Raw genomic sequence first — 13,134 nt, forward strand, 5'->3', positions numbered from 1 at the left:
GCCCGCGGCCCGGGGCCGGGGGCGACCGACGGTGATCGACGGTGATTGACACCGCCCACGGGCTCGACCACAGTAGCCCGCACACGGTGCTGACCGACAGGCGGACGTTGGTCCGAAGATCGCGAGGGAGCGAGCCGATGAGCGAGTCGACCGACGGGCGCCCGATCGTCCTCCGGGGCGGGACCGTGCTGACGATGGACGCGGACAAGCGCGTCCTCGCCGGGCAGGACGTGCTCGTCACGGGCGACCGGATCACCGCGCTCGGCCCGGACCTCGAGGTGCCCGAGGGCACCGTCGAGATCGACGCGACCGGCGGCATCGTCATGCCGGGGATGATCGACACACACCGGCACATGTGGCAGACGGCCATGCGCGGCTACGGCGCCGACTGGACCCTGACCCAGTACTTCGTCTGGTACTACCTGGAGTGGGGCAAGGCCTTCCGGCCCGAGGACGTGTACGCGGGCAACCTGCTCTCCGCGCTCGAGGCGCTCGACGCCGGCGTGACCACCACCGTCGACTGGTCGCACGGCCTGCAGACGGTCGATCACGCCGACGCCGCCGTCGACGCGCTGCGGTCCGTTCCCGGCCGGTTCGTGCTGGCCTACGGCAACATCCAGCAGGCGCCCGCCGAGTGGACCGCCGCCCCCGAGTTCCGGGACTTCGTCTCCCGCCGCCGCGACGACCTGTTCGGTTTCCGGATGGCCTTCGACGTGACCGGCGACCCGGCGTTCCCGGAGAAGCCGGCCTTCGAGGTGGCCCGGGAGCTGGGCGCGCCGGTCACCACGCACGCGGGGGTCTGGGGCGCCACCAACGACGACGGCATCCGGCTCATGCACGAGCACGGCTTCATGACCCCGGAGACGACCTACGTGCACGCCGCGACCCTCTCCGCGGACTCGTACCACCGGATAGCGGCCACCGGCGGCTCCGCGTCGGTGTCCACGGAGAGCGAGCAGAGCGCCGGCCAGGGCTACCCGCCCACCTGGGCGCTGCGGATGCACGGCATCCCGGTCTCGCTGTCGATGGACACCTCGGTGTGGTGGAGCGGCGACCTGTTCTCCGCCATGCGCACCACGCTCGGCGCGGACCGCTCGCGCGAGCACCTGGAGGCGCACGCCAAGGGCAATACCGTCACCCACGCCGCGCTGCGCGCCGAGCAGGTCGTGGAGTGGGGGACGCTCGGCGGGGCCCGCGCCCTGGGCCGCGAGTCCGAGCTGGGCAGCCTCGAGGTGGGCAAGGCCGCCGACGTGGTCCTGATCCGCAACGAGCACTCGCCGGTGATGTTCCCGCTGCTCAACCCCTACGGGCACGTGGCCTTCCAGGCCCAGCGCGGCGACGTCGACACGGTGCTGGTGGGCGGCCGGATCGTGAAGCGGGCGGGCCGGCTGGTCGACGTCGACCTCGCGGCGGCGCGGGCGACGGTCGAGCGGACCGTCGAGCACCTGCGCTCGACGCTCGGCGAGGGGGCCTGGAGGCAGGGCATGAACCCCGACGTCCCCGAGACGAAGATCCTCGACAACCCGTACACCTACACCGACTACCAGTCCGCCGCGACGCACGGCGGCTGAGCCGGGGCCGGTCCGGGGCGGCGGAGGGCGGCCGTAGGGTCGGCCGCATGCGGGTCCTCGTCGCGAGCATCGCCTCCCACGGCCACACCTACCCGCTGCTGCCCTTCGCGGTCGCGGCGCGCGAGGCCGGACACGAGGTGTCCTACGCGACCGCGCCGAGCTTCCACCCGCTCCTCGAGCGGCTCGGGTTCCGGCCGGTCGCGGCCGGCGGCGAGATCCGGGAGGCGTTCGGGCAGGTGTGGGCGCGGTCGGGCAAGGACCCGAGCGCCCGGTTCACCACCCCGCCGGACGAGGTGATGGCGATGGCCGGGCGGGTCTTCGGCGAGGTGCTGCCGCGCCGCACCGCCGCGGACCTGGCGCCGGTGCTGGCGGAGCTGCGCCCGGACGTCGTGGTGCACGAGGCGGGTGACCTCGGCGCCGGGCTCGCGGCGAAGGTGGCCGAGGTGCGGGGCCTGTGCCACGGGTTCGGCCGGGTCGCGGGCGGGAAGCTGCTCGCCCGCGCCGGCGACCATGTCGGCGGGCTGGCCGCCGAGCTGGGCCTGGACCCCGCCGCGGTCGCCGGGCCGGGACTCGGGGACCCGTTCCTCGACATCTGCCCCGCGTCGCTGCAGGACCCGGAGTTCCTGGCCGCGTTCACGCCGGGCCGCGCGCCGCGCGTGCCGCTGCGCCCGGTGCCCTTCGCCGAGCCCGCGCCGCTGCCGGCCTGGGTGACGGAGCCGGGTCCGCCGCTGGTCTACCTCACCCTGGGCACGGCGTTCGCGGAGGGCAGCGTGCTGCGCACGGCCATCGACGCGCTCGGCCGCCTGCCCGCACGGGTGCTCGTGGCCGCGGGCCCGATGATCGACGCCGCGCTGGTCGGCGACCTGCCTGAGACCGTGCGCGTCGAGCAGTGGGTGCCGCAGGCGGACCTGCTGCCGTACGCCGCCCTCGTCGTGCACCACGGCGGGTCCGGCACCACGCTCGGCGCGCTGGCGAACGGGGTGCCGCAGCTGGTCCTGCCCCAGGGGGCCGACCAGTTCGACAACGCCGGGGCCGTGGTCGCCGTCGGCGCCGGCCGGCTGCTGCGGCCCGGCGAGGCGACGACCGAGGCCGTCGCCGAGGCCGCGTCGTCGCTGCTCACGGACCCGGAACCCCGGGCCGCCGCCGCGGCGGTGGCCCGGGAGATCGCGGCGATGCCGTCGCCCGCCGAGGTGGTCGCCGACCTGCTGCGGTGAGCACGCTGCGCTGATCGGGCGTCAGCACTCCGGCACCTCGCGGCGGATCTCGTCGAGCCAGATCCGCGCGGACATGTCCGACGGCGCCCGCCAGTCCCCGCGCGGGGAGAGCGACCCGCCCGCGGACACCTTCGGCCCGTTCGGCAGCGCGCTGCGCTTGAACTGGCTGAAGGAGAAGAACCGCTGCGCGAACACCTCGCTCCAGCGCCGGATCTCGGCCATGGAGTAGCTCGGCCGCTCGTCCTCGGGGAACCCGGGCGGCCAGGGGCCCTGCGCCGGGTCGTGCCAGGCGTGCCACTGCAGGAACGCGATCTTCGACGGCCGCAGCCCGTAGCGGAGGGTGTAGAAGAGCGTGAAGTCCTGCAGCGAGTAGGGCCCGACCTTGGCCTCGCTGCTCTGGACCTCCTCGTCCTCACCGGTCGGCACCAGCTCCGGGGTGATCTCGGTGTCGAGGACGTCCGTGAGGACCGCGCCCACCTCGTCGTCGAACTGCTTCGACGAGACCACCCAGCGGATCAGGTGCTGGATCAGCGTCTTCGGCACGCCGCCGTTGACGTTGTAGTGCGACATCTGGTCGCCGACGCCGTAGGTCGACCACCCCAGGGCCAGCTCGGAGAGGTCGCCGGTACCGAGCACGATGCCGCCGCGCTGGTTGGCCGCGCGGAACAGGTAGTCGGTGCGCAGGCCGGCCTGGACGTTCTCGAACGTCACGTCGTAGACGGGCTCGCCGGAGGAGAACGGGTGGTCGAGGTTGTGGAGCATCATCCGCGCGGTCTCGGTGATGTCGAGCTCCTCGAAGGTGACGCCCAGGGCCTCGGCGAGCCGGTAGGCGTTGCCCTTCGTCCGGTCGCCGGTGGCGAAGCCGGGCAGGGTGAAACCGAGGATCTCGCTGCGCGGGCGGCCGGCCCGGTCCATCGCCCGCGCCGCCACGATCAGCGCGTGGGTGGAGTCGAGCCCGCCGGACACGCCGATGACGACCTTCGGGTCCCCGATCGCCCGCATCCGCTGCTCCAGCCCGGAGACCTGGATGTTGTAGGCCTCGTAGCAGTCCTGCTCGAGCCGGGACTCGTCCGCGGGCACGAACGGGAAGCGCTCCACCTCGCGGCGCAGGCCGAGGTCGCCGCGGGGCGGGTCGAGCCGGAACTCGATCCGCCGGAAGGCGCCCGTGCGGTCGGCGTGGTGGCGACGGTTGTCGTCGAACGTCCCCATCCGGATCCGCTCGGCGCACAGGGTCCCGAGGTCGACGTCGGCGACGGACTGCCGCGGTCCCTGCGGGAAGCGCTCGGTCTCGGCGAGCAGCAGGCCGTTCTCGTAGATCATCGTCTGGCCGTCCCACGCGAGGTCGGTCGACGACTCGCCCTCGCCGGCGGCGGCGTAGACGTACGCGGCCAGGCAGCGCGAGGAGGCGCTGCGGGCCATCAGCTTCCGGTCCTCGGCGCGGCCGACGGTGATCGGGCTGCCGGAGAGGTTGGCCAGCACCGTCGCGCCGGCCAGCGCGGCCTCGGCCGAGGGCGGGATCGGCACCCACATGTCCTCGCAGATCTCCACGTGCAGCACGAAGCCCGGCACGTCGGAGGCGGCGAAGAGCAGGTCGGGGCCGATCGGCACGTCCTCGCCGCCGATCCGGACCGTGCCGGTGACGTCGTCGCCCGCGCCGATCTGGCGGCGCTCGTAGAACTCGCGGTAGGTCGGCAGGTAGGACTTCGGCGCGACACCGAGGACGCGCCCCCGGTGGATGACGACGGCGCAGTTGCGCACCCGCTGCCGGTGCCGCAGGGGCGCGCCCACCACGAGCACGGGCAGCAGCTCGGCCGAGCCGGCCACGATCTCGTCGAGCGCCGCGGCCACCGCGTCGAGGAGGGTGTCCTGCACGAGCATGTCCTCGATCGAGTAGCCGCACAGGGTCAGCTCGGGGAAGACCGCGAGACCGACCCCGTCCTCGTCGAGCGCGCGGGCCGTCTCCAGGACCGCGGCGGCGTTCGCCTGCGGGTCGGCGATCGTCGTGTGGATCGTGCAGGCGGCCGTGCGCAGGAAGCCGTGCCGATAGGCCGAGTAGAAGTCCTCCACACCGGCAGTCTGCCCCAGCTGATCGGCGGCTAATCCAGTCGGTGGGCATCCACCCGGAGCCATGTGCGCCGACGTTCTCGGCGTGTCCTGCGACAGGGGGCGCGGTTGCCCGCTCGTCCACGGAACCCGGACGCCGCCTGATCTCCGGCCCGGCGCCGGAGGCCCCGTAGGCTGCCGGAATGGCGATCCCGGTCGGGACGGAGCGACGCCAGCTGTCCGAGCACGTCGCGATGGTCGTGCGTGAGGCGATCATGTCCGGGGAGCTCCGCGGGGCGGACTACCTGCGCACGGAGCAGCTCGCCGAGCGGCTCGGGGTGAGCGCCACGCCCGTCCGCGAGGCGTTGATGGTGCTGCACAGCGAGGGTGCCGTGCGCTGGGAGCCCCGGCGCGGGTTCCGGGTGGTGCCGCTGACCGAGCGCGACGTCGTGGACATGTTCGCCGTGGCCGCGTTCATCGAGGGGGAGCTGGCGGCGCGGGCCGTGGACCTGCTGTCCGACGCCGAGGTGGGCCGGCTGCACGAGATGCAGGGCGTGCTGTCCGACGCCGCCCGGGCGGGCGATCTCGACGAGGTGTTCCAGGTCAACCACGAGATCCACTCGGCGATCAACCGGCCGGGTCTCTCGGCGCGGCTGCAGACCCAGCTCACGATGTCGTTGAAGTACCTGCCGCGCAGCCACTACGGCCGGGTCGACGGCTGGGTGGAGGCCTCGGTGCGCGACCACGGCCCGGTGCTCGCGGCGTTGGCCGCCCGCGACGCGGAGGCGGCGCGGGCGGCCATGCGCGACCACATGCTGCACATCGGCGAGCTGCTGCGGGTCCACCTGGAGCGGGTCGGCGTGTTCGGCTCCTGAGGCGGAGGCGACCCTCGTCACTGAGCCGGTGGAGCCGACCCTGGCCCCGAGTCGGCCCGGCCGACCGCTCCGGTCCCGGAGCGGAGCTGCCGTCAGACCCTGATCGTGGCCATGGAGACGTCCCACAGTCGCTCCGCGGACTCCGGGTCCACGGCGTAGTCGGCAACGCCCCGGTAGGTCCCGGGCACGTGCCGCCCGGCCTCCGCGCAGTCCTCGAAGTAGCGCCCGCCGATGCCCTCCACCAGGGGTGACGCGGCGAGCAGCACCGAGGTCGCGGCCCCCTGTTCCGGCGTCTTCCAGCCCATCGTGGCGCCCCGCTCCTCCAGCGGGACACGGTCCGCCGGGCCGAGGTGGCGCTGCAGGTTCGTGCGGATGCCGCCCGGGCTGAGCGCGTTGACGTGGATGCCGTCGCCGCCCCACTGCCGGTTGGCCTGCACCGCGAACAGCACGTTCGCGGTCTTGGACTGCCCGTACGCGGTCCACGGGTCGTAGGCGCGGCCGTGGTAGTGCACGTCGTCGAACACGATCGGCGAGCGCAGGTGCGCCGCCGAGGACACCGACACCACCCGCGCCCCGTCCGCGGCGACGAGCGCCGGGTGCAGTCCGGTGGCGAGGGCGAAGTGCCCGAGGTGGTTGGTCGCGAACTGGAGCTCCCAGTGGTCCGCGGTGCGGGTCAGGGGTGCGGCCATGACCCCGGCGTTGAGGACCAGCATGTGGAGCGGGCCGTCCCAGTTGGCCACGAAGACCCGGATGGACGTGCGGTCGGTGAGGTCGAGCGGGGCGACCGAGACGAGCTCGTTGCCGGTGGTCCGCGTGATCTCGGCGGCGGTGGCCGCGCCCGCGTCCAGGTCGCGGACCGCGAGCGTCACGCAGGCGCCCGCGGAGGCGAGCGCGCGGGCGGTCTCCAGGCCGATGCCGGAGGCCCCGCCGGTGACGACGGCCCGGCGGCCGCCCAGGTCGAGGCCCGCGACGACCTCGGCGGCGGTGGTGTCGGCCCCGAACGGGCCGGTGAAGGGGCGGGAGATCGAGGGGGTGAACGTGACGGTCATGGGAACCCCTTCCGCGAAGATCGTGGCACGCCCGGCAGAACGCCCGGGCGCGTACAGTGCAACCGGAGCTGCCTCCGGTCCGAACCCCGATAAACCGGAGGCTGTTCCGGTTGGTAGGAGACAGTGATGCAGGTCACAGCAGGAGGCGGCGCGGTGGCGGAGTCGGGACGGCCGCTGCGCGCGGACGCGCGCCGCAACCGCGAACGGCTGCTCGAGGTCGCCGTCGAGGCCTTCTCCCAGCCCGGCCGGGATGTCTCCCTGGAGGGCATCGCGAAGGCCGCCGGCGTCGGGATCGGCACGCTCTACCGGCACTTCCCCACGCGGGAGGCCCTGGTCGAGGCCGCCTACCGCAGTGAGGTGGCCCGCCTGTGCGACGCGGTCCCGGGCCTGCTCGAGGCCGAGCCGCCGGACCGCGCGATGCGGACGTGGACGGACCGGTTCGTCGACTACATGACGGCCAAGCGCGGGATGGCCGACACCCTGCGCGCGATCGTCGCGACCGGCGGCAACCCGTACGCCGAGACGAAGGCGCGCATGCGGGAGGCCGTCGGCACCTTCCTCGAGGCCGGCGCGAAGGAGGGCACGCTGCGCTCCGACGTCGACCCGGGGGACGTGATCGCCGCGCTGTCCGGGATCACGCTGTCGGCGGGCGCGCCCGAGCAGCGCGAGCAGGCCGGCCGGCTGCTCGACCTGGTGATGGACGGGCTGCGGCCCCGGACCTGAACCACGGGTCCCGAGCTGCCTGGGCTACCGGGGCGCCAGGGCCTCGACGGTCGCGACCGGGTCCCCGCCGCCCAGCGGCGCCAGCACCGGCGTGGTCACCCCCGCCTTCACGTACGCCTCCACCTGCTCGCGCACCGCGGCGGCGGGGCCGTGCAGCACCAGCCCGTCGACGACGTCGTCGGGGATCGCCTCGACCGCAGCCCGCCGGTCCCCCTCCGCCCACAGCTTCCACATCGGCCCGAGCTCGGTGCGGCCCAGCCACTGGTGGAAGGCCTTGTAGACCGGGACGTTGAGGTATGCGGCGGTGAGCCGGCGGCCGAGCGCGCGGGCCTCGTCGGGCTCGACGTCGGGCGCCACGAAGATCCGGGCCACGATCTCGGCCTCGGGCTTGCCGTACTCGCGCACGTGCGGCGCGACCGCCCGGACGTCGTCGGCCGTGAGCCAGTTGACGATCGCGCCGTCGCCCTCCCGCCCGGCGAGCCGCAGCATCCCGGGCCGCAGGGCCGCGACCAGCACCGGCGGCACCTGCTCGGGCACCTCACCGAGGCGGAAGCCGCGGACCGTGAACGACGCCCACTCCTCCGACACCCGCTCGCCGGCGAACGCCGCGCGGAGGAACCGCAGGACGTCGCGCACCCGCCCGTACGGCTCGGTGAAGGGGATCCCGTTCCAGCCCTCGACGATCACGTCGGACGAGCTGCCGATGCCCAGCGCGAACCGTCCGGGCGCCAGGTTGGCCAGCGTGGCCGCGGACTGGGCGAGCAGGGCGGGGCCGCGGGTGAAGGCCGGCACGATCGCGGTGCCCAGCCGCAGGGCGGGCGCCCACTGTGCGGCCAGGACCAGTGGGGTGAACGCGTCCGTCCGGTCCGCCTCGGCGCTCCAGGCGTCCGTGTAGCCCAGGTCGGGGAGCCGTTCGACGACCGCGCGCTGCTCGCGGAGCGGGAGACCGGAGAGCGGCAGGGTGATGCCCCAGCGGTCGGGCACGAGGTACCTCCACGAGCGACGGTGATCTTCCCGGGACGCTAGTTCGCCCGGGCCCTCCGGCGCCACCACCGACTGCGTGGCGCGGGTGACTCCTCGGCTGTCTCCTCGGCGCGGGCCCGGCGGAGGGACTCCGACCGCGCCGCCCGGTGGGTCCGCCAGACCTCGACGGCGGCGTCGGGGTCGGCGCGGCGCAGCGGCAGCCGAGGACCGTCGGGGGCGCGCAGGTAGGCGACGACGCGGGCGTTCAGCTCGGCGACGAGGTCGCGCACGGCCCGTTCGGTGGGCAGGTCGCGGACCGTCTCCGGCAGCCGCTCGATCTCCTTGCGGAGCTGGATCGGGGTGGGCAGCAGGGCGTCGGACGGCACGCCCTCGCGCCTCAGGTAGCCCTTGATCCACCAGTTCTCGTCCGCGTCGGCCAGGTCGGGCAGGGGCTTGCCCTTGCCGGGCAGGTCGTCGAACTCGCCGCGTTCCACGGCCTCGCGGATGGCCTTCTCGACGGCGGACTCGTACCTCATGGAGCACCCCCGCTCCCACCGTAGGCGATGAGTTCCGGATCCGCGGCCGGTCCACCGCACGACGACCCGAGGAGGCCCGCCATGACCCGCACGCTCGAGCCCGTGACCGAGTTCGACGGCCGCTACAGCGAGCCCGCCGCGCAGCCGACCCCGTGGGGCACGGCGCGCGCCCGGCTCGCCGACGCACCGCTGTACTGGGTCTCGACGATCCGGCCCGGCGGCCGCCGCCCGCACGTCACACCGCTGATCGGGGTCTGGCACGAGGGGGCGCTGCACTTCTGCACCGGGGCGGGGGAGCGCAAGGCGCGCAACCTCGCGCAGAACCGCGGCTGCGTGGTGACGACCGGGTGCAACGACCTGGACCGCGGGCTCGACGTCGTCGTCGAGGGCGAGGCGGTGCGCGTCACGAACCTCGCGGCGCTGCACGACGTCGCCGACGCCTACGTGGCGAAGTACGGCGAGGAGTGGCACTTCGACGTCACCGGCGACGACACCGACGGGGCCTTCGTCGGCGACGGCGGCCCGGCCCTGGTGTTCGCCGTGGCCCCGGAGGCGGTGTGGGCCTTCGCCAAGGGCACCTACGGGCAGACCCGGTACCGCTTCTGAGGGGGCAGGAGAACGCGGGTCAGGAAAAGGCGTCGGCCACGGCCTCGAGCCCGCGCGGGTCGCCCTGCACCAGGATCGTGTCGACGACCGTCTCCTCCCAGGCGGCGAGCTCCGCGCGGATCTTGTCCTTCGGCCCGATCAGCGCGACGTCCTCGACCATCGCGGTGGGCACCGCGGCGACGGCCTCCTTCTTGCGGCCCGCCAGGTACAGCTCCTGGATCCGTGCGCACTCGGCCTCCCAGCCCATGCGCACGAAGACCTGGTTGTGGAAGTTGGCGTCCTTGGCGCCCATCCCGCCGACGTAGAGGGCGAGGAAGGGCCGGACGTGGTCGGCGGCCCGCTCCACGTCCGCGTCGACGATCACGGGCAGGGATGCCTGGACCCGGAAGTCCTCCGGCGTGCGCCGGGCGCCGGGCCGGGCGAAGCCCTCGGCCAGGGCCTCGCGGTAGAAGGCGTCGGCCTTGGGGGAGAAGAAGAGCGGCAGCCAGCCGTCGGCGATCTCGGCGGCGAGCGCGACGTTCTTCGGGCCCTCGGCGGCCAGGAGGATCGGCAGGTCGGCCCGCACGGGGTGCACCGTGGAGCGGAGCGGCTTGCCCAGGCCTGCGCCCCCGTCGACCGGGAGCCGGTAGAACTCGCCGTCGAACGCCACGGGCTCCTCGCGGGCCAGCACCTTCCGCACGATCGTGACGTACTCCCGGGTGCGGGCCAGCGGCCGCGGGTAGCGCTGCCCGTACCAGCCCTCCACGACCTGCGGGCCCGACGCGCCGAGACCCAGCACGAACCGGCCGCCGGAGAGGTGGTCCATGGTCAGCGCGGCCATGGCGGCGGCGGTCGGGGTGCGCGCGGCCATCTGCAGGATGTTGGTGCCCAACGTGATGCGGCTGGTCGCGGCGCCCCACCAGGCCAACGGCGTCAGGCAGTCCGACCCGTACGCCTCGGCCGACCACACCGACTCGAGGCCCAGCCGCTCGGCGGCCAGCACCGACTCCTGCGCACCCGGCGGCGGGCCCGAGGACCAGTAGCCGACGTGGAACCCCAGCCGCATGACGCCTCCTCCTGTGTCGGCGGAAACCTACCCGGCTCCTGTGGATGGCCCTGTGGACCGTGTGGATGGAGATGCGGAGCGGGCGCGCGAACACGTCGAGCGCCGCTAGTCTCCGCCCCATGAGCCCGGTCGACGAGATCCTCGCCCAGGTTCCGCTCGGAGACCTCGCCGCCCGCCTGGGCGTCGACGAGGCCACCGCGGAACACGCCGCCCGCCAGGCCCTGCCCGCCCTGCTCGGCGGTATCCAGGCCAACGCGGAGGACCCCGCGCGGGCCGCCTCCTTCGCGCAGGCCGTGCAGCAGCACGACTCCGGCCTGATCGACGGCGGCGTGGACCTCGGGCAGGTCGACACCACGGACGGCGACCGGATCGTCGGGCACGTGTTCGGCGAGCAGCGCCCGCTCGTGGTCAACCAGCTCGGCGGGATCGGCCCGCTCGGTGCGGGTCCCGGCGGTCCGGGCCCGGGCGGCGCGGGCCCAGGCGGCGCGGCCCCCGACGCACCCGCCGCGCAGGGCGCCCTCGGCGGGCAGGACGGCTCCGGGCTGATCGCGAAGCTGCTGCCGCTCCTGGCCCCGATCGTGATGTCCTACCTGGCCAAGAAGCTGGCCGGCGGTTCCGCGAACACGGGCGGGCTGCCCGGGGCCGGCGCGGGCTCCGGCGGCGGGCTCGGCGACCTGCTCGGCGGCATCCTCGGTGGCGGAGCGGGCGGGCAGTCCGGCCAGGGCGGGATCCTCGGCGGCGGCCTGGGCGACCTCCTCGGCGGCCTGCTCGGCGGCGGCCGCAAATAACCCCGAGTGCGTTATGGCTCCACAACGCACTCACAGGACGCCAATCCGAACATTTATGGTTCCATAACGCACTCACGAGGCTCGCATTCGTGCGTCATGGCTCCATGATGCGTGGGCTCAGCGCACCTGCTGGCGCAGTACCGGCTTGAGGACCTTGCCCGAGGCGTTGCGCGGCAGCGCGTCGAGCACCAGCACCCGGGTCGGCTTCTTGTACGAGGCGAGCCGGGTGCGGCACCACTCGGTGAGGTCGTCGAGCGACGGCGGCGCGGCGGGGTCCAGCGGCACGACCACGGCGACCGGGGTCTCGCCCCACTTCTCGTGCGGCGCGGCGACCACGGCGACGTCGGCCACCGCGGGGTGCCCGGCCAGGACGTTCTCCACCTCGGCGCAGTAGATGTTCTCCCCGCCGGAAATGATCATGTCCTTCTTCCGGTCGACGACGTAGAGGAAGCCCTCCTCGTCCTCGCGCACCAGGTCGCCCGAGTGGAACCAGCCGCCGGCGAAGGCCTCCTCGGTGGCCCCGGGCAGGTTCCAGTAGCCGGACATGAGGTTCGGGCCGCGGTAGACGATCTCGCCGATCTCGCCCTGGGCGACGTCCTTCATCTCGTCGTCGACGATCCGGATGGCCACGGCCGGCACCGGCCTGCCCACCGAGCCGATCTTGCGGATCGCGTCCTCGCCCTCCAGCACCGTGGTGACGGGGGACATCTCGGTCTGCCCGAAGGTGCACACGTTGGGCACGCCGGGGAAGGTCTCGGCCATCCGCTCCAGCAGGGTGACCGACGCCGGGGCCGCACCCCAGCACATGACCCGCAGGTGGGCGGCCCGCCGGCCGGCGTCGGGCACGCCGACCACGGCCTGCCACTGCGCGGGGACGAGGAACACGTGCGTGACCCGTTCGCGCTCCAGGACGTCGAGCAGCGCGTCGGGCTCGAACTGGCCGCTGGGCTGGATCACCGTGGTGCCGCCGGTCGCGATCAGCGGCGCGATGCTGCCGATCGCCGCGATGTGGAACATCGGCGAGGCACAGAGGTTGACCTCGTCCTCGCGGTAGAGGCGCCAGTAGCGGATCAGCGTCTGGGTCTGCACCGACAGGTTGAGGTGGCTGAGCACCGCGCCCTTGGGTCGCCCGGTGGTGCCGGACGTGTACATGATCAGCGCGGGGTCGTGCTCGTCGATCTCGACCTCGGGCAGCGGGCGCTCGGGGCCCGCCGCCAGCTCGTCGAACGACAGGGAGCCGGGGCCGGCCCCGGCCGGGTCGGCCCCGGTGACCAGCACGACGCCCGGGCCGGCGAGCGTGCCGCGGACCTGCGCCGCGAGCGGGGCGAGGTCGGCGTCGACGGCCAGCGCGACGGCGCCGCTGTCGCCGAGGATGAACGCGACCTCCTCGGCCGAGAGCCGGAAGTTCACCGGCACGGCGATGGCGCGCAGGGCGTTCGCGGCCAGCACGGCCTCGATGAACTCGGGCCGGTTGCTCATGAGCACACCGACGCGGTCGCCCTCGCGCACGCCCTGCTCGGCCAGCGCTCCCGCCAGGGCCCGGACGCGCGACCGCAGCCGCGTCCAGGTGATCGGTTCGCCCCGGAAGACCAGGGCGGCGCGGTCGGGCGTCTGGTGGGCGTGCCGGTCGATCTGCGCGATCCAGTGCTGGCCGCTGCCGGGGAGTCGCGAGGACGTCATCGTTCTCCTGAGGTCGCCTGGACGTGGTCATCCTCCGGCGG

At 74.1% G+C, this 13,134-nt stretch carries 12 protein-coding genes; 6 read left to right on the plus strand and 6 right to left on the minus strand.

Going from position 1 to position 13,134, the window contains the following annotated elements:
• Nucleotides 1-137: 137 nt before the first annotated feature.
• Nucleotides 138-1,571: an amidohydrolase family protein gene (locus tag LWC33_RS03205; protein WP_233302674.1), complete on the plus strand. Its 1,434-nt coding sequence runs from the start codon at nucleotides 138-140 to the stop codon at nucleotides 1,569-1,571.
• Nucleotides 1,572-1,618: 47 nt separating this feature from the next.
• The gene (locus LWC33_RS03210) at nucleotides 1,619-2,785 is read left to right on the plus strand and encodes a glycosyltransferase (RefSeq protein WP_233302675.1); all 1,167 of its coding nucleotides are present in this window, start codon (nucleotides 1,619-1,621) and stop codon (nucleotides 2,783-2,785) included.
• 21 nt (nucleotides 2,786-2,806) lie between these two features.
• Here LWC33_RS03210 and LWC33_RS03215 read toward each other — a convergent pair whose 3' ends face one another.
• Complete coding sequence (locus tag LWC33_RS03215; RefSeq protein WP_233302676.1) at nucleotides 2,807-4,852, minus strand: NAD(+) synthase; 2,046 nt, start codon at nucleotides 4,850-4,852, stop codon at nucleotides 2,807-2,809.
• Nucleotides 4,853-5,031: 179 nt separating this feature from the next.
• On the opposite strand from LWC33_RS03215, the gene LWC33_RS03220 reads away from it, so the two are divergent.
• A complete protein-coding gene (locus tag LWC33_RS03220) occupies nucleotides 5,032-5,703 on the plus strand; it encodes a GntR family transcriptional regulator (protein ID WP_233302677.1) in 672 nt (223 codons plus the stop codon).
• A 92-nt stretch (nucleotides 5,704-5,795) separates the two neighbouring features.
• On the opposite strand, the gene LWC33_RS03225 is transcribed toward LWC33_RS03220, so the two are convergent.
• Nucleotides 5,796-6,752: an SDR family NAD(P)-dependent oxidoreductase gene (locus LWC33_RS03225; protein WP_233302678.1), complete on the minus strand. Its 957-nt coding sequence runs from the start codon at nucleotides 6,750-6,752 to the stop codon at nucleotides 5,796-5,798.
• A gap of 126 nt (nucleotides 6,753-6,878) precedes the next feature.
• Here LWC33_RS03225 and LWC33_RS03230 point away from each other — a divergent pair, with 126 nt between their 5' ends.
• Nucleotides 6,879-7,475 (plus strand): TetR/AcrR family transcriptional regulator, encoded by a 597-nt coding sequence (locus LWC33_RS03230; RefSeq protein ID WP_233302679.1) that lies wholly within the window; start codon nucleotides 6,879-6,881, stop codon nucleotides 7,473-7,475.
• Nucleotides 7,476-7,499: 24 nt separating this feature from the next.
• On the opposite strand, the gene LWC33_RS03235 is transcribed toward LWC33_RS03230, so the two are convergent.
• Nucleotides 7,500-8,459, minus strand: a complete 960-nt coding sequence (locus LWC33_RS03235; RefSeq protein WP_233302680.1) for an LLM class F420-dependent oxidoreductase — start codon at nucleotides 8,457-8,459, stop codon at nucleotides 7,500-7,502.
• 38 nt (nucleotides 8,460-8,497) lie between these two features.
• The gene (locus tag LWC33_RS03240) at nucleotides 8,498-8,974 is read right to left on the minus strand and encodes a DnaJ family domain-containing protein (protein WP_233302681.1); all 477 of its coding nucleotides are present in this window, start codon (nucleotides 8,972-8,974) and stop codon (nucleotides 8,498-8,500) included.
• Nucleotides 8,975-9,055: 81 nt separating this feature from the next.
• Between LWC33_RS03240 and LWC33_RS03245 the strand changes: the two genes are divergently transcribed.
• The gene (locus LWC33_RS03245) at nucleotides 9,056-9,580 is read left to right on the plus strand and encodes a pyridoxamine 5'-phosphate oxidase family protein (RefSeq protein WP_233302682.1); all 525 of its coding nucleotides are present in this window, start codon (nucleotides 9,056-9,058) and stop codon (nucleotides 9,578-9,580) included.
• Between the two features lie 19 nt (nucleotides 9,581-9,599).
• Here the strand turns inward: LWC33_RS03245 and LWC33_RS03250 are convergent, their stop codons facing one another.
• On the minus strand, nucleotides 9,600-10,625 hold the full coding sequence (locus LWC33_RS03250) for an LLM class F420-dependent oxidoreductase (protein WP_233302683.1): 1,026 nt from the start codon (nucleotides 10,623-10,625) through the stop codon (nucleotides 9,600-9,602).
• A gap of 119 nt (nucleotides 10,626-10,744) precedes the next feature.
• On the opposite strand from LWC33_RS03250, the gene LWC33_RS03255 reads away from it, so the two are divergent.
• Nucleotides 10,745-11,413, plus strand: coding sequence for a DUF937 domain-containing protein (locus tag LWC33_RS03255; protein WP_233302684.1), 669 nt, complete (start codon nucleotides 10,745-10,747; stop codon nucleotides 11,411-11,413).
• Nucleotides 11,414-11,530: 117 nt separating this feature from the next.
• Here LWC33_RS03255 and LWC33_RS03260 read toward each other — a convergent pair whose 3' ends face one another.
• Nucleotides 11,531-13,093: a long-chain-fatty-acid--CoA ligase gene (locus LWC33_RS03260; RefSeq protein ID WP_233302685.1), complete on the minus strand. Its 1,563-nt coding sequence runs from the start codon at nucleotides 13,091-13,093 to the stop codon at nucleotides 11,531-11,533.
• Nucleotides 13,094-13,134: the final 41 nt, after the last annotated feature.

The organism is Pseudonocardia terrae (assembly GCF_021343995.1).
GTDB lineage: Bacteria > Actinomycetota > Actinomycetes > Mycobacteriales > Pseudonocardiaceae > Pseudonocardia > Pseudonocardia terrae.

Bases quoted from the DNA above. Each gene is read 5' to 3' on its own strand.
- LWC33_RS03255 (WP_233302684.1), top strand. From the start codon at position 10,745: ATGAGCCCGGTCGACGAGATCCTCGCCCAGGTTCCGCTCGGAGACCTC.
- LWC33_RS03210 (WP_233302675.1), top strand. From the start codon at position 1,619: ATGCGGGTCCTCGTCGCGAGCATCGCCTCCCACGGCCACACCTACCCG.
- LWC33_RS03225 (WP_233302678.1), bottom strand. From the start codon at position 6,752: ATGACCGTCACGTTCACCCCCTCGATCTCCCGCCCCTTCACCGGCCCG.
- LWC33_RS03230 (WP_233302679.1), top strand. From the start codon at position 6,879: ATGCAGGTCACAGCAGGAGGCGGCGCGGTGGCGGAGTCGGGACGGCCG.
- LWC33_RS03220 (WP_233302677.1), top strand. From the start codon at position 5,032: ATGGCGATCCCGGTCGGGACGGAGCGACGCCAGCTGTCCGAGCACGTC.
- LWC33_RS03240 (WP_233302681.1), bottom strand. From the start codon at position 8,974: ATGAGGTACGAGTCCGCCGTCGAGAAGGCCATCCGCGAGGCCGTGGAA.
- LWC33_RS03205 (WP_233302674.1), top strand. From the start codon at position 138: ATGAGCGAGTCGACCGACGGGCGCCCGATCGTCCTCCGGGGCGGGACC.
- LWC33_RS03250 (WP_233302683.1), bottom strand. From the start codon at position 10,625: ATGCGGCTGGGGTTCCACGTCGGCTACTGGTCCTCGGGCCCGCCGCCG.
- LWC33_RS03260 (WP_233302685.1), bottom strand. From the start codon at position 13,093: ATGACGTCCTCGCGACTCCCCGGCAGCGGCCAGCACTGGATCGCGCAG.
- LWC33_RS03245 (WP_233302682.1), top strand. From the start codon at position 9,056: ATGACCCGCACGCTCGAGCCCGTGACCGAGTTCGACGGCCGCTACAGC.